Raw genomic sequence first — 19,130 nt, 5'->3', positions numbered from 1 at the left:
AACTCTCCATCAGCGACAAATTCCCCCCGGCAAACCGAACTTCAATAGATACCGGAAAAACCGACGATAACTCCCTAGCTTTAGCGACAGTTTCTTCGGTGAATTTACGCTGAAGCTCGGCAGCAGCTTCAGCCCCCAAAGCAGGAATTAATCGGGTTTTCGTTTTTCCCGGTTCTGGATAGCGAGTAAAAATAATTAAATGGTTCATAAACAATTAATAATTAATAATTAATAATTAATAATTAACAATCAACCCAATTATGGTAGTGCTAAATATGTAGTTGCCCTTCGTAGTAATCGCTTCGTAGTAATCGCTTTAGCGATTTATCTATATGAATCGCTAAAGCGATTACTACGAACGAGCTTTATGAAACTTAAAAACTATTTGCGCTCGACTACCAATTAATAATTAATTATTAATTATTAATTATTAATTGCTAGCTCATTTCTAACATCCGTTCTATCGGTCGCAAAGCCGCAAGCCTAACATCTTCAGCCATAGTAATTTCTGGAGCCTTATTCTTCATCGCCAAATACAATTTTTCCAAAGTATTTAACCTCATGTGCGGGCATTCATTACAAGCACAACTATTAGTTGGAGGCGCGGGAATAAACTGTTTGCCCGGAGAAGAGCGCTGCATTTGGTGAATAATACCCGGTTCCGTTGCCACGATAAAAGTATTAGTCGAACTTTGCTGAGAATACTTTAATAAAGCGCTGGTGGAGCCGATAAATTGAGCGTGACGCAAGACCGCTTCTTCGCATTCTGGATGAGCGATTAATTCTGCTTCTGGATGCTCTATTTTTAAGCCGATAATTTTCTTTTCAGAAAAAATCTCGTGAACCATACAAGCACCTTGCCAGAGCAACATCTCTCTACCAGTTTCCTTAATAACGTACCGCCCTAAATTGCGGTCTGGACCGAAGATAATCGGTTGGTCTGCTGGAATTTGGTTAACGATTTTTACGGCATTAGAACTGGTACAAATAATATCGCTCATTGCCTTAATTGCAGCAGAGCAATTGATATAAGAAATTACGAGATGGTCTGGATGGGCGGCCTTGAAAGCGGCAAACTCAGCCGGCGGACAGCTATCTGCCAGAGAGCATCCGGCATCCAAGTCTGGCAATAATACCAATTTATCGGGATTGAGGATTTTAGCAGTCTCTGCCATGAAGTGGACTCCGGCAAAGACGATGACATCGGCGCTGGTATCGGCTGCTTGCCGGGAAAGCTGGAGGGAGTCGCCGATAAAGTCTGCGGTATCCTGGATGTCTCCTTCTTGGTAATAGTGGGCCAAGACTACGGCGTTGAGTTCCTTTTTGAGGCCAGCGATCGCTCCAAATAAATCTAGGGGTAATTGGCTTGTTTGGGCGGCGTCCCGTTTCAGTGTTGTTGCAAACATAATTATGGTGTTAGATCAAACAATCTTTTCTGAATTATAGTTGATTTTACCAAAACTGTCCGATTTATCAATTCGTTTGCGATTAGATTTTAGATTTGGCGGCAATTTTCGATGCTGGAGACAGAAGTAGCTCCCGAGGCGTAAGTCACATCCATAACTCGGTCGTGTTTTATCCTTAAGGAAGGAAAAGGAAAGTTAGGAAGAAACAATGACCGATCCTCAAGAAAAACGGATAAAAATTGCTGTAGTCGGGGACATTCACGATGGCTGGTTCGCAGAAGACGAGATAGCTCTGAACAATTTGGGAGTGGAGCTAGTGTTGTTCGTGGGAGACTTTGGTAACGAAGCGGTGGAATTAGTAAGAGCGATCGCCGCCGTCGATATCCCGAAAGCTGCGGTTTTCGGCAATCACGACGCCTGGTACACAGCCACCAGTTGGGGGAAAAAAAAGCGCCCCTACGATCCAACCCAAGAAGACAGAGTGCAACAACAGATAGATATTCTCGGGGAATTTCATGTCGGTTATGGCAAGCGAGACTTCCCAGAATTAGGTTTGAGCGTAGTTGGCAGCCGTCCTTTTAGTTGGGGCGGGCCGGATTGGAAATTAGAGGAATTTTATCGCGATCGCTTTGGTGTCAATAGCTTTAGGGAATCTACGGACCGAATAGTAGAGGCTGCCCGGGGTGCGGCCTCTAATACCATCATTTTTCTAGGTCATAACGGCCCCACTGGATTAGGAAAGGAGCCCGAGGATCCCTGCGGTAAGGACTGGAACCCGTTGGGGGGAGATTATGGGGACCCGGATTTTGCCAATGCCATAGCACAAACCCGCAGTTTAGGCAAGAGCATCCCTTTAGTTGCTTTTGGTCACATGCACCATAAGTTGCGACATACGAAGAGCCGGTTAAGAAAGTCCCTAGATGTGGGATTGGGTGGCACTGTTTATTTGAACGCGGCCAGCGCCCCTCGTATTGTGGAGGTCGAGGGACAGAAGTTGCGGAATTTTTCCCTAGTGTCTCTGGTCGATGGGGCGGTGACGGAGGCAGCTTTAGTTTGGGTGGGGGAGGATTTGTCTGTAGCGTCCCAAGAGATTCTTTACCATCAAAAAATTGAATCTGTGGTTTAGGTGGCGGAGGTGTTATAATGATCGACTAGCCTGGAAAGTAGGATTGGGCCCTTGGCCTGATTTAAAAATTTCAAACCTGGAGAGGTGGCAGAGTGGTCGAATGCGCTCGACTTGAAATCGAGTGTGGCAGTGATGCCACCGAGGGTTCGAATCCCTCTCTCTCCGCTCAATTGAGAAAAAGGCAGCCGGAACGTCTCCTGCCGCCTCAACTAAATCAGGATTTTTTAGCCTGACCTACAAGACCTATAAGCCGAGATCCGCCAAGATGTCGGTGGCGTGGGTATCGGTTTTCACGCTGGTATAGACATGGGAAATGATGCCGTTGCCGTCAATCACATAGGTGACGCGCTTGGCGTAGCCGCCGCCATCCACATCGTAGGCTTTGATAATGGAACGATCTACGTCTGCGAGCAAGGGGAAGGGGAGATTGAATTTCTCGGTGAATTTTTGGTGTGAGGTTTCATCGTCGGCGCTCACGCCCAGAACGACAATACCCTTCTCCTGATAGGCAGTGTAGTGGTCGCGGAAGCTACAGGCTTCTTTAGTGCAGCCGGGGGTGTCATCCTTGGGGTAGAAATAGAGCACTACCGTTTTGCCCTTGAAGTCACTCAGGGAAACCGTATTACCATGGGTGTCTTTGGCGGTAAAAGCAGGTGCAGGCGTGCCGACGGCTAAAGCCATGACGCATATCCTCCTAATGTTAAGTTTTATTACAAGCTTCGTTCCCTATTCTATTCCCTAGCTGCCCCTTAGTAGTGGATGCGAGGGTCAATCCAAGCATTGAGGAAATCAATGAGAATACTCGCGGCAACCACAATCACGGCAAAGAAAACGACAATCCCCTGGACGGTTGGATAGTCCCGCAGCGCAATGGCTTCGTAGAGTCGCTGACCTAGCCCTGGCCAAGAAAAGGTGACTTCCGTCAGCACAGCGCCCCCCAAAAGGCTGGCAAGGGTCAGACCCAAAACTGTAATCACTGGAATTAAAGCGTTCTTGAGGGCATGGTGAATGAGAATCCGATGCTCAGGAATCCCACGGGCACGGGCAGCTTCCACATAATCGGCAGCGAGGGTTTCCTTGAGATTTACCCGCACAATGCGCTCAAAGATACCACTGAGAACAATTCCTAGGGTGAGGGCTGGTAGAAGCAAGTGGCTAAAAGCGGTTCCCCATTGGTGGAGATTGCCGTTGAGAAGTGCATCAACTAGGTACAGGCCGGTAACGCTGGGCGGCGGCGTTTCCGTCATGGGGTAGCGGGTACCTAGGGGCAGCCAATGCAAATTTACGGCAAAGAGGAGTTGCAGGAGCATCCCCAGCCAAAAAAGAGGCAACGCATAGGTGATGATGCCAAAAAGACGCCCCCCCAAATCCCAAACCGTGCCAGATTTAACCGCAGCCAAGCTCCCGATGAGCACACCCAAGCCAAAGGCGATCGCCAGACTGGCGAGGCCTAACTCTGCCGTTGCGGGAAAATGCTGGGCAATAATCTTGGTCACTGCTTCCCCTTGACTGGTGAGGGAAGTGCCTAAATCAAATCGCAGGAGTTGTCCCAAATAGTTCAAGTATTGCTGCCACAGGGGTTGAGCTAAGCCCAATTGCGCTCGTAGAGCTTCCTTGACAGCTACCGGAGCACGGGGGCCTAAAATCGCATCCACGGCATCGCCGGGAGTAGCTCGCAGGAGCAAAAAGACGACGGTGACGATTGTCCACAGCATCAGCGGCGCTAGTAAAAGCCGCAGCAGTAGGTACCCCTGCAATGCCCGCAGACGAGACATTAGGCACGCCCGGTTATTCTTGGGGTGAGTTTGCTGCTCGCTGGCGATCGCGCTCAATCGAGGCTAGAAGCCGTTTGGGATAGCTATCCGCGGCAATTTGTAGAATTTTATCGAGGGGGGTGTCATTCATGAACTTAGTGGCGGCAGCAATGTACTCGCGATTGGGACAGCGATCGCCCAGGACACAGCCGTTGACACAGGCCTCTGCGCAATTAATGGTTTCTGGCGTTAATTCGCTCATAGCAGCTCTCCGAGGAATTGCTCAAATTTTAACAAAGGGAAGAATCCCCTACCCAAAAATTGGCAACGATTCCCCTGATCCCCTAGGTTAGAATCGTACTGGCACGGGAAACATTGGGTAGGAGGCAGAATGCGCAAGAAATGGATCACCCTTTTAGTGTTGGCGTTGGGGATGATTCCCTTCATCGCCATTTCTGTGATGCCCCTGCTCACCAGTGCCTTTACAGCCCCTCAAGCCACCCCTAGCCCTGTGGCCAGTCCCCTGGCGGGAGACAAAATCGCAGAACTCCAAGCCCAAGAAAAGGGTTATCAACTGGTGCTAGAGCGTGAACCCAACAATGCCACGGCACTGGAAGGCTTGGTGCTGACGCGGCTGCAACTCATTCGACTGGGCAAAGGGGAAATTGCCAGCGTCATTGACCCACTGCGACGGTTGGCGGAACAGCGACCTGAACAGCCAGACTATGCGATTCTCCTAGGGCAAGCGCAACAACAAACGGGCGATCGCGAGGGGGCTGCTCAGACCTTTCAGGGGGTTCTTGCCAAATCGCCGGGGAATCTCAATGCCCTGCGGGGGCTGGTAGATCTGTACCTGAAGGAAAATCGTCCCCAAGCGGCTATTGGTTTGATTGAAGAGACCCTCAAGGGAGCAGAGGCCGCCAATAAAGTACAGCCGGGGAGCGTGGATGTCACGGCGGTACAACTCCTCCTCGGCGATGTCTATATGGCTCAAAAACGCTACGCTGAGGCGCTAACCCTGTTCCAGAACCTCGGCAAAGAGAACCCCAACGATTTTCGTCCGGTTCTTGCCCAAGCGATGGCGCTGACGGAACAGGGGAAAAAGACTGAGGCAGCTTCGCTCTATGCCAAAGCTGTGGAATTAGCCCCCGCCAAGTATAAGGATGCCATTCAGCAGGCGGCGCAGCAGGTGCAAGAGGAATCTGCAAAAACGTCCGAACCCTCACCCCAGAAATAGATAAAACCTAAACTTGCTGTTGCAGTTCCTTAAGGCGAGCCAACACCTCCTGACTGTGGGTTGCCGGATTTACTTTTACATAGCGCTCCCGCAGGATGCCTTCGGGATCAATGATGAAGCTGTGGCGCAGCGAGACAAATCCCAACCACGAGCCATAGGCCTTGCTGACTTGGCCATCGGGGTCAGAGAGGAGGGGAAACGTTAAGCCTTCACTGTCACAAAAATCTTGATGGGAATCCACCGAGTCGGCACTGACACCGATGACTTCTGCGTTGTGGGCATGAAATTCCTCAATGTCCCGTTGGAAGCGCCGAGCTTCGAGGGTGCAGCCCGAGGTAAAGTCCTTGGGGTAAAAGTACAACACCACCCACTTGCCGCGATAATCCTTGAGGGAAATCGGCTGACCATCCACACTGCTGGGCAGGGAAAAGTCGGGTGCCGGGGCATTGAGGGGCGGCAGTTCACCTCCTAGAGCCAAACTAGACGCTGATGGGCTGAGGAACAGAATCAAACTCAAAAGGGCAACAAGTAGTGAGCGCAAGAACATGGCGAAATCGTTAAACTGGCCTTAGGAAAGCATCTAGCTGCACTGTAGCGTAGTTTCAAGAATTTTTCGAGGTTCATGCTGTCCCTTCCCGTTGTCCAGGCCATGCCCCGCTGGTCGCGCTGGCTTTGTACCCTAGTTCTGGCGATCGCCCTAGGAGTGGGGCTGTGCCGACTAATTGCCGAAAGCCTCTGGTTTGATCAACTGGGCTACTTGCAGGTGGTCTGGCAGCGCTGGAGTGTCCAAGCCTTGCTATTTCTTGCGGTTGCGGGGTTATCGGCGCTCTTCTACGGCTGGCAGCAACACCGGCTACTGCGGCAACGCCCGGTGACCCTCGATCCCACCCTCACAGCACGGAGTACCTATCGGGGACTGGGGCTATGGCGGCTTTTGGGGTGTGCGAGCGGTTTAACTTGGCTGCTGATTGTTGCCACTTATCACATCGGGGCAATCGCCCTGCAACTTTGGCAACAGCGCTCAGAAATTACGTTTAATAGCCCTCTACTTCCGCAATTAAGTGTTTGGCGAGTGGCAGAGATCTCTTTGCAAGTGGTACAGAATCCTTGGTTGTTGGTGCCTAGTCTGGGGGCGCTGGTTCTGGGGCTTTGGTTGCCCGTGCGTCTCTTTCAGGGGATAGGCATCCTCCTAAGCCTCGCCATGGGGGCGATCGCCAGCCTCAGTTGGCCGGTTGTGCTCAAGGGACTGTTTGCCGCCAGGGATTCCCATACCGAACCGCTATTTCACCACTCGATTAGCTTTTACCTCTTTCAAATTCCCCTGTGGGAACTACTGCGACTGTGGTTGGTAAACCTCAGTGTTGTTGGCTTAGCGGGAACAGCCTTGGGCTATCTCCTTGCCAATGACAGTCTTAGTCACGGCAAATTCCTCGGCTTCGGGCGATCGCAACGGCGGCATTTACAGGGCTTGAGTGCGTTTGTTTTTGTGACAGTGGCTTTTAGTTTTTGGCTAGAGCGCTACAAGCTTCTTTATTCAACCAGTGGAGCTGCGTTTGGGGCGGGCTATACCGATGTCACCGTGCGCTTACCCCTCTATGGTTGGCTTGCGGCCTCGGCACTTGGCGTCACCTGTTTAATGGCTTGGTCAGCAATTCGCCGGGGCGGAGAAGGAGAGCGGCGGTTAGGCCCCATTGCCCCCGGCTTCTTTGGGTTTACATTGGGCTATCTAGTGGTCATCCTAATTGCCGACCGACTCCTGCCCACAGCCATTGAAGCAGTGATTGTTCAACCCAACCAACTGCAACGGGAACTGCCCTACATTCAACGCACGATTACCCACACCCGTGAAGGCTTTGATCTTGAAAAAATGCAGGTCGAACCCTTCCAACCAGAAAATAACCTCAACGCCGAGATCATTGCTGCTCATGCCGCCACCACCCGCAACATTCGCCTTTGGGATACCCGCCCCCTCCTTGAAACCAACCGTCAACTTCAACAACTGCGCTCTTACTATCGGTTTCCCGCCGCATTTTTGGATCGCTACTCTCTAAAACTATCGCCTGAGCAAGAGCAATCGGAAATTCGCCAAGTCCTCATTGCCGCGCGCGAAGTAGATTACAGTGCGGTTCAGCAGTTTGCCCGCACTTGGATTAACGAGCACCTCGTATTTACCCACGGCTATGGCTTCACCATGAGTCCTGTGAATACGGCAGAAGTCAATGGTTTGCCCAAGTACTTTGTGCGCGATATTGGCGACACAGGTGAGCTACTGGTTAATCCGCCTCAGATCCGCGAGAGTATCCCGTTTTTCTATCCACGGATTTACTACGGTGAACTCACCAATACCTACATCTTTGCCCCGTCTAAGGTTCCTGAACTGGATTTTCCCCGCGGCGCTGAAAATGTCTATAACCACTACGATGGACATGGGGGCGTGCCCATTGCCAGTTGGTGGCGCCGCCTAGTCTATGGCGTCTATTTTCGGGATTGGCAATTGCTGCTAACCCCCAATTTGCGCCCCGACTCAAGGGTACTCTTTCGGCGCTTGATTCAGGATCGGGTGCGGGCGATCGCCCCTTTTCTGCGCTTTGACAGTGAACCCTATCTAGTTGTTGCCGATCCCCGCTCTGAACGAGAGATTGCAACCAGCCCAAGCACGGCGGGGGTCAGCTATCTCTACTGGATTATTGATGCCTATACCGTCAGTCGCTACTATCCCTATAGCGATCCGGGGCAGCACTCGTTTAACTACATTCGCAACTCCGTCAAAGTGGTGGTGGACGCCTATAACGGCGATGTCACCTTTTATGTAGTGGAACCTGAGGATGTGATTATTCGCACGTGGCAGCGCATCTTCCCGACCCTCTTTCGCCCCTTGAGTGCCATGCCCCCGCGCCTCTATCGCCACATTCGCTATCCCATTGACCTGCTGCAAGTGCAGTCCGAGCAGCTCCTAAAGTACCACATGACGGATCCTGTGATCTTTTACAACCGCGAAGACCTCTGGCAAATTCCCAAGGAGATCTACCGCGAAAAACCCCAAGCTGTAGCCCCCTACTATCTGATTACCAAGCTGCCTATTGGCGACACCGAGGAGTTTATTCTTCTTGTCCCCTTTACGCCTGTGAATCGCCCGAACCTCATTGGCTGGCTGGCGGCTCGCTCCGATGGCGAAAACTACGGCAAGCTTCTGCTGTACCTGTTTCCCAAGCAAGAACTGGTCTTTGGCCCTGAACAGATGGAGGCGCGCATCAATCAAGACCCAGTCATTTCACAGCAAATTTCCCTCTGGAATCGCCAAGGGTCAAGATCGGTGCAGGGCAATCTTCTGATTATTCCCATCGAGCGATCGCTCCTTTATGTCGAACCCATTTACCTAGAAGCCGATCAAAACCGACTGCCCACCTTAGCACGGGTCATTGTCATGGACAATCAGCGGATTGTGATGGCACCTACCCTCGAAGAGGCTCTGAAACAACTCTTTCCCTAGTCGTGGAAAGGCTTTGAATCCTTCCTAGCTACGCAACTAAACGATACAAACCAGTTAAAAAACTATGACGACAGCCGCATACATCCATCTGCCCTTCTGTCGGCGCCGCTGCTTCTACTGTGACTTTCCAATTACAGTGATGGGGAATTCTCCGACGTTGGCAGCATCGTTGATTCAAGAGTATGTGGCTGCGCTGTGCCAAGAAATTGCCCAGACTCCTCCTGATCCACAACCGCTGCAAACTATCTTTTTTGGGGGTGGAACGCCGTCTTTAGTCCCACCTCAGTATATTGCCCAACTGCTGGAAGCTCTGGATCGCCAGATAGGGATTGCGCCAGGGGCGGAAATTTCCATGGAAATGGATCCGGGGACGTTTGGCCTAGAACAATTGCAGGGCTACCTCAGCGCAGGGGTAAATCGCATTAGCTTGGGCGTCCAAGCCTTTGATGATGAGCTATTGCGGCTCTGTGGTCGGAGTCACACTGTCGCTGATGTTGAGCATGCCGTTGAGATGATGTATATGGCGGGGGTAGAAAACTGGAGCATCGATCTTATTTCAGGTCTGCCGCAACAATCCCTAGGGCGTTGGCAATTCTCCCTAGAACGAGCGATCGCCCTCAAGCCAACCCATCTCTCAATCTATGACTTGATCATTGAGCCAAAAACCGTCTTCAGCAAACGCTATCAACCGGAAGTTGCCCCCTTGCCTACCCAAGAGCAGGCCGCCGCCGCCTATCGTCTTGGCCACGAAATCTTAACCGCAGCGGGCTATGACCACTATGAAATTTCCAACTATGCCCGACCGGGGTTTGCCTGTCGTCACAATCAAGTCTATTGGCGCAATCAACCCTACTATGGCTTTGGCATGGGAGCCACCAGTTATCTGGAGCATCGCCGCCTCAGCCGTCCGCGTACCCGCCGTGAATACTATCAATGGCTGCAAACCTTACCAGGGAGCCTTCAGCAAGTGAGTCCGGATTCCCTGTGGGATCGCTGGTTGGAAACGATTATGCTGGGTCTGCGCCTCAGAGACGGCCTCTGTTTGAGGGCTTTGGCGGATGAATTTCCTCTCTCGTGGGTTGAAGCTCTGCCCATGGCAGCAGCAAAAGTGTCTCCCAAGACGCTTTGTGTAACGGGCGATCGCCTGCACTTGACGCAGCCGGCAGGCTTTCTTGTAGCCAATCACGTCATTGTTACCCTTTGGGAAGCATTGGAGGGATCGGTTTTCCGCCAACAGAAAGGGGAACCCCTACCGATACACTAGAAGTTGTCTGACCAAGAATGCACTCACGGGAAACATCATGTTGGAACAGGGAACCATTTCAATCCACACTGAGAATATCTTTCCAATCATTAAAAAGTGGCTCTACTCCGATCATGAGATTTTCCTGCGGGAACTGGTCTCCAATGCGGTGGATGCCATTCAAAAACTGCGCATGGTGGCACGCTCTGGGGAATACAGCGGCGATGTAGATCACCCCGAAGTGACGATCACGATTGACAAAGAAAACAAGAAGCTGGCGATCGCCGACAATGGCATTGGCATGACCGCCGAAGAGGTGAAAAAGTACATTACCCAAGTGGCCTTCTCCAGCGCCGAGGAATTCGTTCAAAAATACAAAGGCGAAGGGGAAAACGCCATTATTGGACATTTTGGCTTGGGATTTTACTCCGCCTTTATGGTGGCAGAACGGGTGGAAATTGATACCCTCTCCTACCGCGAAGGTGCCGTTCCCGTGCACTGGACCTGCGATGGCTCCACGGAATTTACTCTCTCTGACGGTGAGCGCACCAGCGTTGGCACTACCGTGACCCTAACACTCCAAGAGAGTGAATTAGAGTACCTAGAGCCGGCCCGCATCCGCGAACTGGTGCGCAAGTATTGTGACTTTTTGCCTGTGCCCATCAAGCTTGAAGGGGAGCAGATTAACAAACAAATTGCCCCTTGGAAGAGTGCCCCCAACAGTCTCACTAAAGAGGAATATCTGGAGTTTTATCGCTACCTCTATCCCTTCCAAGAAGACCCCCTGCTCTGGGTTCACCTCAATACCGACTATCCCTTTGTGGTGAACGGGATTCTTTATTTTCCAAAGCTGCGTCCCGATATTGATGTCACCAAGGGGCAAATTAAGCTCTACTGCAATCAAGTCTTTGTCAGCGATAACTGTGAAGAGGTCATCCCGCGCTTTTTGCTGCCGCTGCGGGGCGTGATTGACAGTACCGATATTCCCCTCAATGTTTCTCGCAGTTTCCTACAAAACGATCGCACCGTGCGCAAAATTGCCGACTACATTGCCAAGAAGGTGGGCGATCGCCTCAAAGAACTGTACCGTGAAGACCCTACTGCCTACGTGCGCTCTTGGCAAGACCTAGGCACCTTTGTCAAGTTTGGCTCAATGAACGATGAGAAATTCAAAAAACAAGTGGAGGATATTCTCATCTATCGCACGACTGCGGAGCTAACCCCCAAAGAGAGCGACGATTTATGGGCTAAAGAGGGCGGAATTTGTGTAGATGGCAAAACCTATACCACGCTCAAGGAGTACCGCGAGCGCAACAAGGCGCGCCAAGGCAACCGCGTCTATTACTGCACCGACGAAGTGAATCAGGCCACCTACGTGCAACTGCTCAAAAGCCAAGGGATTGAAGTGCTCTTTATGGACAGCTTCATTGATACCCACTTTATCCCGTGGCTAGAGCAGAACTATAGCGATGTCAAGTTCCTGCGGGTGGATGCCGAATTGGATGAAACCCTCATTGATAAAACCAAAGAAAGGGAACTCGTTGACCCGACAACGAACAAAACCCGCAGTGAGCAAATTAAAGCACTCTTTGAATCGGTGCTGAAAAAGCCCAAATTAACCATCCGCACGGAAGCGCTGAAGGCGGATGCACCGCCGGCAATGATCCTGTTGCCGGAAACCAGTCGGCGGCTGCGGGAAATGATGGCAATGATGCAGCAGCAACCCAATGCCCAGTTGCCGGAGGAGCACACCTTGGTGGTGAATACCGCCCATCCCTTGGTGGAAAATTTGCTCAAGCTCAATCAAGGCACCATCCTCCAAACCAGCGGCACCTCAGAAACCGGCGCACTGGTGGAGAAGCTGTGTCAGTATATCTACGATTTGGCCTTAATGTCGCAGCGGGGCTTTGATGCGAATGGTATGCAGCAATTTACGGAGCGTGCCAGTCAAGTCCTGACCCAATTGACCACTCTGGCCACACGCTAACGTTTGCAGAGGCGGGAGGTAACCCATGATTATTACAGCAGGTCTATTGGCGGGAGCGATCGCCCTACTGGGGTGGGGGCTGTACCGCAACCTGCCCTACGGCAAGCTGGGGATTGTGGCTTGGCTGCAAACCCTTGTTTTGATGCTCCCTTGGCTGGTGGTCTTTGGCAGTCTCAGCTTTGGGATTGGGATTAACTTTGCGGCGGTGCTCTTTGGCCTTGTGTTCTCCATTGTGGCCTATATTGCCCTTGGACGCTGGTTGCGATCGCTGGCGGCCACCGCCGAGCTGCCCCTGCCCCCTGCTTCCTCTGGCCGTGCTGAACTCGAGCAGGCTACCGCCGCACAGCCGACCCCAGCCGAAGCTGCCGAAAAGCCAACCCTTCCCGCTGAGGATCTGCAAGCCATTCAGAGTATCTTTAGTGTGGATACCTATTTTGCCACCGACTACATCCCCTATAAGGGGGGGGTGATCTGTCCGGGGAATTTGCGCGGTGAGGCTAAGACTGTCCATCAACAGCTCACAGAGCGCCTCCAAGCGGCCTTGCCCCACCGCTATCGCCTCTTTATGGTGCCCAATAGGGAGGGCAAGCCAATGGTGGTGATCTTGCCGATAACCACCGAACCCGCTCGCTCCGGCACTCTCCAGAAGCTGGCAGCGGTTTTCTTGGCGGTGGCTACCCTCGGCACCTGTTTGGAGACCAGTGCTATTCTGCAGGGGTTTAGCCTACTGGGGAATCCCACCCCCGGCCTTTTCCAGCGATCGCTGCCCTTTGCCCTCGGCCTTTTGGGCATTGCGGCCGTGCGGGAACTGGGCCACTGGTTTATGGCCAAACGCTATCAAGCTCGCTTGGGTCCGCCCATCTTTTTGCCGGCGTGGCAGTTGGGGACATTTGGTGCCATGACCCGTATTGAATCTTTCCTTGCCAATCGCAGCCAGCTCTTTGACATTGGCGCAGCGGGGGCGATCGCCGCCGGTGGAGTTTCCCTGCTGCTGTTGAGCCTTGGCCTTGTCCTCTCGCCCACAAGTCAGGGCTGGGAGGTGCCGACTCTCTTTTTTCAAGGCTCAATTTTGGTGGGGACGATCGCCAAGCTCTTTTTGGGTCAGCAGTTGCAAAGCGAAGTGGTGACGGTGCATCCCTTGGTCATTCTGGGTTGGTTAGGCCTGATCATGACCGCCCTGAACTTAATGCCGGCGGGGCAACTGGATGGCGGACGTATTATTCAAGCCATTTACGGCACCAAAACTGCGAGGCGACTGACGATTATTACCCTTGTGATCTTGGGCCTAGTGGCGATCGTCAACCCCTTGGCCCTGTATTGGGCGCTGGTGATTCTCCTGTTGCAGCGGGAGGTGGATCAGCCCAGTCTCGATGAGATCACAGAACCGGAGGATACCCGCGCCGGTCTTGGTCTGTTGCTGTTATTCTTAATGGCGGCCACCCTAATCCCCATGGCACCGGGGCTGGCAGGACGGTTAGGCATCGGAGGCTAAATGCCCGATTCACTACGGCAGATTTTGACGGCGATCGCCCACGGGCAACTGAGCGTAGAAGCCGCCTATCGCCAACTGCAACACCTCACCTACGAACCCATTGGCGATTTTGCGCGGATTGACCACCAGCGACAGCAGCGCACGGGCTTTCCAGAGGTGATTTGGGGACCCGGTAAGACACCGCAGCAGATTGCCGAAATCTTGGAGCGAATGCGTCCCCACTATCCCTGTGTGCTGGCCACGCGCATTTCCCCGGAGGTCTTTGAGGCAGTGCGATCCCGCCTTGGCGGGCTGCACTATTTCGAGAAAGCCCAAATTTGTAGTACGGCGCCCATTTTGCCGCCCCAATCCCCACTGCAAGTGGGCTTGGTCTGTGCGGGTACCGCGGATTTGCCCGTGGCCGAAGAGGCAGCCATTACCTTGCAACTCTGCGGGTTCCCAGTGGAACGGTTTTGGGATGTGGGCGTAGCGGGCATTCATCGCCTGCTGAGTGTGCGCGATCGCCTTGAGGAGATGGCTGTGCTCATTGTGGTGGCCGGCATGGAGGGGGCACTGCCCAGTGTGGTGGCGGGGCTGGTGTCCGTCCCTGTTATTGCTGTCCCCACCAGTGTGGGCTATGGCGCCAACTTTGGGGGCTTGGCAGCGCTGCTGACCATGCTCAACTCCTGTGCCCCCGGCATTGGTGTTGTCAATATTGACAATGGCTTTGGGGCGGCAATGCTGGCGGCCAAGATCTTGCGATCCCTCAGCCAACGGTTATAATGATTATTTGTTCTTAACGTGTGATTGATCATCAGGTGACCTGTGGCTAACATTAAATCTGCCGCTAAACGTGCCCAAATTGCCGAGCGCAACCGTCTGCGTAACAAAGCCTATCGCTCGGCGGTGCGGACACTGATTAAAAACTTTTTGAAGGCCGTGAGTGAGTATAGTGCTGAGCCAACCCCAGAAAAGCTAGCAGAAGTGCACCACAGAATGAACTTGGCCTACAGCAAAATTGACAAAGCCGTAAAGCGCGGCGTTCTCCATCGCAACACCGGTGCCCGTCGGAAAGCCCGTCTAGCCCGTATCCTGAGCAAAACGCTGCAACCGGCTGCCTAATCCCCATGTTGGTGGATACCCACGTCCATCTCAACTTTCCGGAGTACGCGCCCGATCTGGAGGCAGTGGCTGAGCGCTGGCGATCGACGGGGGTGGTGGGGCTGGTACATTCCTGCGTTGAACCCAGGGAATTTCCCACTATCCAACGCCTTGCAGCTCAATTTCCCGAACTCTTTATGGCCGTGGGGCTGCATCCCTTGGAGACGGAACAGTGGCAGCCCGATCTTAAAGATAAAATTGCCAGCCTTGCGGCCAGTGATCCCAAGGTCGTAGCCATTGGCGAAACAGGTCTAGATTTTTACAAAGCCACAAACCGCGAGGAGCAGGAAGCTGCCTTTTGGGCACAGTTAGAGGTGGCTCACGCGTTGAACCTCCCCGTTATCATTCACTGTCGGGAGGCAGCGGCCGCCGCACGAGATTTGCTTCAGCAATTTGCTCGCGATCGCGGGCGTGTTCTAGGAGTAATGCACTGCTGGGGCGGTACCCCCGAAGAAACTGAATGGTTCCTCGACCTTGGCCTGTTTATTAGCTTTAGCGGCACGGTCACCTTTAAGAACGCTAAACAAATCCATGCCTCGGCACAGATGGTTCCCGGCGATCGCCTGCTTGTGGAAACCGATTGCCCCTTCCTTGCTCCTGTGCCCAAACGGGGCGAAAAACGCAATGAACCCAGCTATGTGCGTTTTGTGGCCGAAGCTGTCGCCCGACTACGACAGTGCGATCTTTTAGAATTAGAACGGCAGACGACCCTCAACGCCTGTAATCTCTTTCGTTTACCCCTCCCTGCTGAACTGGCCCTCTAAATCCCCAACCCTTCCACAGCTCAACTCAAAAGTTTCACCACGTTGTTAAAAGATCTAGGGTATTTGCCAGCTCGACCTTTCTAACATCCTAGGATGGGGCTGTAGGCGAAAGACGATGGTCTAGGATGTGTCCCTCATTAGCAAGTACTTTTAGTAAGCCGTGGACTCTTTTGAATACGTTGGCCCGTGGATCGATTGATCGCGGCGGATTTTCTGGATACCCATGCTCACTTGACGAGGATACTGTATGGTTAGCTCTCCTCCCCGTCCCGCTGAACTCACCGATGATATTCATGCTTTTGGGCCTGCTCGCGCCACGATTCAAGGACAACCCTTGAGTGAGAGTGAAGTTGAGGCCATGGATGCCTTCTTCCGCGCCTGTAACTATCTGGCCGTGGGCATGATCTATTTACTCGATAACCCCCTGCTTAGAGAACCCCTCAAGCCGGAACACATCAAAAAACGTCTCCTCGGTCACTGGGGAGCGAGTCCGGGTCTGGCCTTTTGCTATCTTCACCTCAATCGCATTATTAAAAAGTACCAACAGGAGGTGATTTTTCTTGCCGGCCCTGGCCATGGGGCACCGGGGGTCTTAGCACCCGTTTACCTTGAGGGCAGTTACACCGAGATTTACCACGACATTAGTGAGGATGCTCAGGGCCTGAAAAAATTCTTCAAGCAATTCTCCTTCCCCGGCGGCATTGGTAGCCACTGCACCCCCGAAACGCCCGGCTCGATTCATGAAGGGGGAGAACTGGGCTATGTCCTCTCCCATGCCTGCGGTGCGGCCTTTGATAACCCTGATTTAATTGTGGCAGCAGTAGTTGGCGACGGTGAAGCAGAAACGGGGCCTTTGGCCACCTCATGGCATATCAATAAGTTCCTCAATCCGGCGCGGGATGGAGCGGTTTTGCCGATTCTTAACCTGAATGGCTACAAGATTAACAACCCCACGATTCTGGCACGGATTCCCCATCAGGATTTGGAGAACTATTTCCGAGGCTTAGGGTATGAACCCTGCTTTGTGGAAGGTTCCGATCGCCCCTCAATGCACCAAGCCATGGCGGCTACCCTTGACTACTGCGTGACTAGAATTAAGGAGATTCAACGGGCGGCGCGCGAAGAGGGGGTTACCACCTTACCCCGTTGGCCCATGATTGTGCTGCGTACCCCCAAAGGTTGGACAGGCCCTGCGGAAGTGAATGGCCACAAAGTAGAAGGCTTCTGGCGAGCACACCAAGTGCCCCTAGCTGATGTCCACACCAACCCTGAAAACCTCAAGCTCTTGGAAAACTGGCTGCGCAGTTACCGTCCCGAAGAACTCTTTGATGAGAATGGGACATTCCGCCCTGAACTCAAGGCTTTAGCACCCACGGGCAACTACCGTATGGGCATGAATCCCCACGCCAATGGTGGACTACTGCGCAAGGATTTGAAAATGCCCGACTTCCGGCAGTACGGCATTACGGTTGAGAAACCGGCGCAAATTGAGGTGGAGAATACCCGTCCCTTGGGGGTCTTTCTGCGGGATGTGATGCGCAATAACATGACCAATTTCCGCGTCTTTGGTCCCGATGAAAATACCTCCAATAAACTCAATGCTATTTACGAGGTCAGTAAGAAATTCTGGATTGCGGAATACTTTGAGGAGGATGCCGATGGCGGTGAATTGTCCCCCAATGGTCGTGTCATTGAAATGCTCAGTGAGCACACCATGGAGGGCATGCTGGAGGGCTATCTGCTCACGGGTCGGCATGGGTTCTTCTCCACCTATGAATCCTTTGTCCATGTGATTGACTCGATGTTTAACCAACACGCCAAATGGTTGAGCATTTGCAATGAACTCTCCTGGCGTGCCGATATTGCTTCTTTGAATCTGTTGATTACGTCAACGGTGTGGCGGCAGGACCACAATGGCTTTACCCACCAAGATCCGGGATTTTTGGATATTGTCTGCAATAAGAGTGCTAAGGTGACGCGGATTTACCTGCCCCCCGATGTCAACTCCCTGCTGTCGGTGGCGGATCACTGCCTGCGGAGCAAAAACTATGTGAATGTGATTGTTTCTGACAAGCAGTTGCACCTACAGTACATGACGATGGAGCAAGCTATTGTTCACTGCACGAAGGGATTAGGGATTTGGGACTGGGCAAGCAATGATCAAGGCTGTGAGCCGGATCTGGTGATGGCCAGCGCCGGGGATATTCCCACCCAAGAGGCGTTGGCGGCGATCGCCCTTCTGCGGCAGGAGTTTCCAGAGCTGAAGATTCGCTATATCAATGTGGTGGATCTCTTTAAGCTGCAACCCGAAACCGAGCACCCCCACGGCCTCAGCGATCGCGACTTCGATAGCCTATTCACCCTTGATCGCCCAATTATCTTCAACTTCCATGGCTATCCGTGGCTGATCCACCGCTTGGCCTATCGTCGCCACAATCACCGCAATCTGCACGTGCGCGGCTACAAGGAAAAGGGCAACATCAACACTCCCCTAGAGCTGGCCATCAACAATGAGATTGATCGCTTTAGTCTGGCCATTGATGCCATTGATCGCCTCCCCCATCTTCAGGTGGCGGGTGCCCATGCCAAGGAAAAATTCCGCAACATGCAAATTGAAGCCCGCAACTACGCCTACGAGCACGGTGTGGACAAGCCGGAGTTTAGCCACTGGACTTGGCCGTTTTAGCCCGATCCTCTAGCCCCTCTGGTTCCTCTTGGCGCACCGGCACGTGGTGCTGCTGCAGATAGCTCTTAATTTGGGCGATCGTCAGTTGGCCATAGTGCAGAAGCGAGGCTAAGAGTGCCGCCTCTGCTTTCCCTTCCACAAGGGCAGCGCGAATATGCTCACAGGTGCCCGCCCCCCCGGAGGCAATGACAGGAATTTCCACCCGCTCGGCGATCGCCCGCGTCAATGCGAGGTCGTAGCCCGCCTGGGTGCCATCGGCATCCATACTCGTCACCAGCAGTTCCCCCGCGCCCCGCTTAGCCATTTCCACTGCCCATTCCACGGCATCCAGCCCGGTGGCTTCCCGTCCACCCCGCACATACACTTGCCAACGGGGTTGGCTCGGATCACAGTGGGGGTCGCGTCGCGCATCAATGGCAACAACAATACACTGGGCACCAAAGCGATCGCTGGCCTGATTCACGAGATCGGGTTGCCGCACTGCCGCCGAGTTGAGACTCACCTTATCCGCCCCTGCTCTTAGCAGGTCTTTGATCATCGTGAGGGACTGGATGCCACCCCCCACCGTCAGGGGAATAAACACCTGATCTGCTGTGCGATAGACAACATCAATGAGGATATTGCGCTCCTCATGGGTAGCTGTAATATCGAGAAACACCAGCTCATCGGCACCTGCGGCATTGTAGGCCTGAGCCAGCTCCACAGGATCGCCGGCATCGCGCAAGTTGACAAAGTTCACGCCCTTGACAACGCGACCCGCCTTCACATCCAAACAGGGCAAAATTCGTTTGGCAAGCATTTGGCC

16 protein-coding genes, 1 tRNA gene and 1 pseudogene are annotated in these 19,130 nt (G+C 53.0%); 11 read left to right on the top strand and 7 right to left on the bottom strand.

The annotated features are described in order from the left end of the window. Together Q0683_RS10975 and nadA are read right to left on the bottom strand one after the other, a co-directional pair. Positions 1–208: pseudogene (locus tag Q0683_RS10975) on the bottom strand (hypothetical protein); the annotation flags it as partial. A 229-nt stretch (positions 209–437) separates the two neighbouring features. Continuing rightward, positions 438–1,406 carry a quinolinate synthase NadA gene (gene nadA / locus Q0683_RS10970; protein ID WP_298977742.1) on the bottom strand — a complete coding sequence of 323 codons (969 nt, stop codon included), beginning with the start codon at positions 1,404–1,406 and terminating at the stop codon, positions 438–440. Positions 1,407–1,614: 208 nt separating this feature from the next. Between nadA and Q0683_RS10965 the strand changes: the two genes are divergently transcribed. Further along, positions 1,615–2,532 carry a TIGR04168 family protein gene (locus tag Q0683_RS10965; RefSeq protein ID WP_298977739.1) on the top strand — a complete coding sequence of 306 codons (918 nt, stop codon included), beginning with the start codon at positions 1,615–1,617 and terminating at the stop codon, positions 2,530–2,532. A gap of 78 nt (positions 2,533–2,610) precedes the next feature. Beyond that, positions 2,611–2,697 (top strand) — tRNA-Ser (locus Q0683_RS10960). Positions 2,698–2,775: 78 nt separating this feature from the next. On the opposite strand, the gene Q0683_RS10955 is transcribed toward Q0683_RS10960, so the two are convergent. From Q0683_RS10955 to Q0683_RS10945, 3 genes are all read right to left on the bottom strand, one after another. Beyond that, the gene (locus tag Q0683_RS10955) at positions 2,776–3,213 is read right to left on the bottom strand and encodes a peroxiredoxin (RefSeq protein ID WP_298977736.1); all 438 of its coding nucleotides are present in this window, start codon (positions 3,211–3,213) and stop codon (positions 2,776–2,778) included. Positions 3,214–3,281: 68 nt separating this feature from the next. Then, complete coding sequence (locus tag Q0683_RS10950) at positions 3,282–4,307, bottom strand: ABC transporter permease (protein ID WP_298977733.1); 1,026 nt, start codon at positions 4,305–4,307, stop codon at positions 3,282–3,284. Positions 4,308–4,320: 13 nt separating this feature from the next. Continuing rightward, positions 4,321–4,548 (bottom strand): hypothetical protein, encoded by a 228-nt coding sequence (locus Q0683_RS10945; protein ID WP_298977729.1) that lies wholly within the window; start codon positions 4,546–4,548, stop codon positions 4,321–4,323. Between the two features lie 129 nt (positions 4,549–4,677). Here Q0683_RS10945 and Q0683_RS10940 point away from each other — a divergent pair, with 129 nt between their 5' ends. After that, on the top strand, positions 4,678–5,523 hold the full coding sequence (locus Q0683_RS10940; RefSeq protein WP_298615327.1) for a lipopolysaccharide assembly protein LapB: 846 nt from the start codon (positions 4,678–4,680) through the stop codon (positions 5,521–5,523). Between the two features lie 7 nt (positions 5,524–5,530). On the opposite strand, the gene Q0683_RS10935 is transcribed toward Q0683_RS10940, so the two are convergent. Continuing rightward, the gene (locus Q0683_RS10935) at positions 5,531–6,070 is read right to left on the bottom strand and encodes a peroxiredoxin (protein ID WP_298617439.1); all 540 of its coding nucleotides are present in this window, start codon (positions 6,068–6,070) and stop codon (positions 5,531–5,533) included. Between the two features lie 75 nt (positions 6,071–6,145). On the opposite strand from Q0683_RS10935, the gene Q0683_RS10930 reads away from it, so the two are divergent. The 8 genes from Q0683_RS10930 (at position 6,146) to Q0683_RS10895 (ending at position 18,325) form a co-directional block, all read left to right on the top strand. Then, positions 6,146–9,013, top strand: coding sequence for a UPF0182 family protein (locus Q0683_RS10930; RefSeq protein ID WP_298977726.1), 2,868 nt, complete (start codon positions 6,146–6,148; stop codon positions 9,011–9,013). 64 nt (positions 9,014–9,077) lie between these two features. Continuing rightward, positions 9,078–10,277: a radical SAM family heme chaperone HemW gene (gene hemW, locus Q0683_RS10925; RefSeq protein ID WP_298977723.1), complete on the top strand. Its 1,200-nt coding sequence runs from the start codon at positions 9,078–9,080 to the stop codon at positions 10,275–10,277. A gap of 37 nt (positions 10,278–10,314) precedes the next feature. Then, positions 10,315–12,243: a molecular chaperone HtpG gene (gene htpG, locus Q0683_RS10920; protein ID WP_298977720.1), complete on the top strand. Its 1,929-nt coding sequence runs from the start codon at positions 10,315–10,317 to the stop codon at positions 12,241–12,243. 25 nt (positions 12,244–12,268) lie between these two features. Beyond that, entirely contained in the window at positions 12,269–13,735 is a 1,467-nt protein-coding gene (locus Q0683_RS10915) for a site-2 protease family protein (protein WP_298615338.1), read from the top strand. Further along, a complete protein-coding gene (gene larB, locus Q0683_RS10910; protein WP_298615341.1) occupies positions 13,736–14,497 on the top strand; it encodes a nickel pincer cofactor biosynthesis protein LarB in 762 nt (253 codons plus the stop codon). It abuts the gene before it with no gap. Between the two features lie 42 nt (positions 14,498–14,539). After that, positions 14,540–14,836 (top strand): 30S ribosomal protein S20, encoded by a 297-nt coding sequence (rpsT, locus tag Q0683_RS10905; protein WP_298615344.1) that lies wholly within the window; start codon positions 14,540–14,542, stop codon positions 14,834–14,836. 5 nt (positions 14,837–14,841) lie between these two features. Then, a complete protein-coding gene (locus Q0683_RS10900; protein ID WP_298977714.1) occupies positions 14,842–15,639 on the top strand; it encodes a TatD family hydrolase in 798 nt (265 codons plus the stop codon). 247 nt (positions 15,640–15,886) lie between these two features. After that, positions 15,887–18,325, top strand: coding sequence for a phosphoketolase (locus Q0683_RS10895; protein ID WP_298615349.1), 2,439 nt, complete (start codon positions 15,887–15,889; stop codon positions 18,323–18,325). On the opposite strand, the gene hisF is transcribed toward Q0683_RS10895, so the two are convergent. Continuing rightward, positions 18,300–19,124, bottom strand: coding sequence for an imidazole glycerol phosphate synthase subunit HisF (gene hisF, locus Q0683_RS10890; RefSeq protein WP_298615351.1), 825 nt, complete (start codon positions 19,122–19,124; stop codon positions 18,300–18,302). The two genes, Q0683_RS10895 and hisF, sit on opposite strands and share 26 nt — an antisense overlap. Positions 19,125–19,130: the final 6 nt, after the last annotated feature.

The sequence above is a fragment of the uncultured Thermosynechococcus sp. genome, from assembly GCF_938074695.1.
Classification (GTDB): Bacteria; Cyanobacteriota; Cyanobacteriia; order Thermosynechococcales; family Thermosynechococcaceae; genus Thermosynechococcus.
The sequence above is the reverse complement of the archived record's forward strand: the minus strand, read 5'-3'. Positions and strand labels throughout refer to the sequence as shown.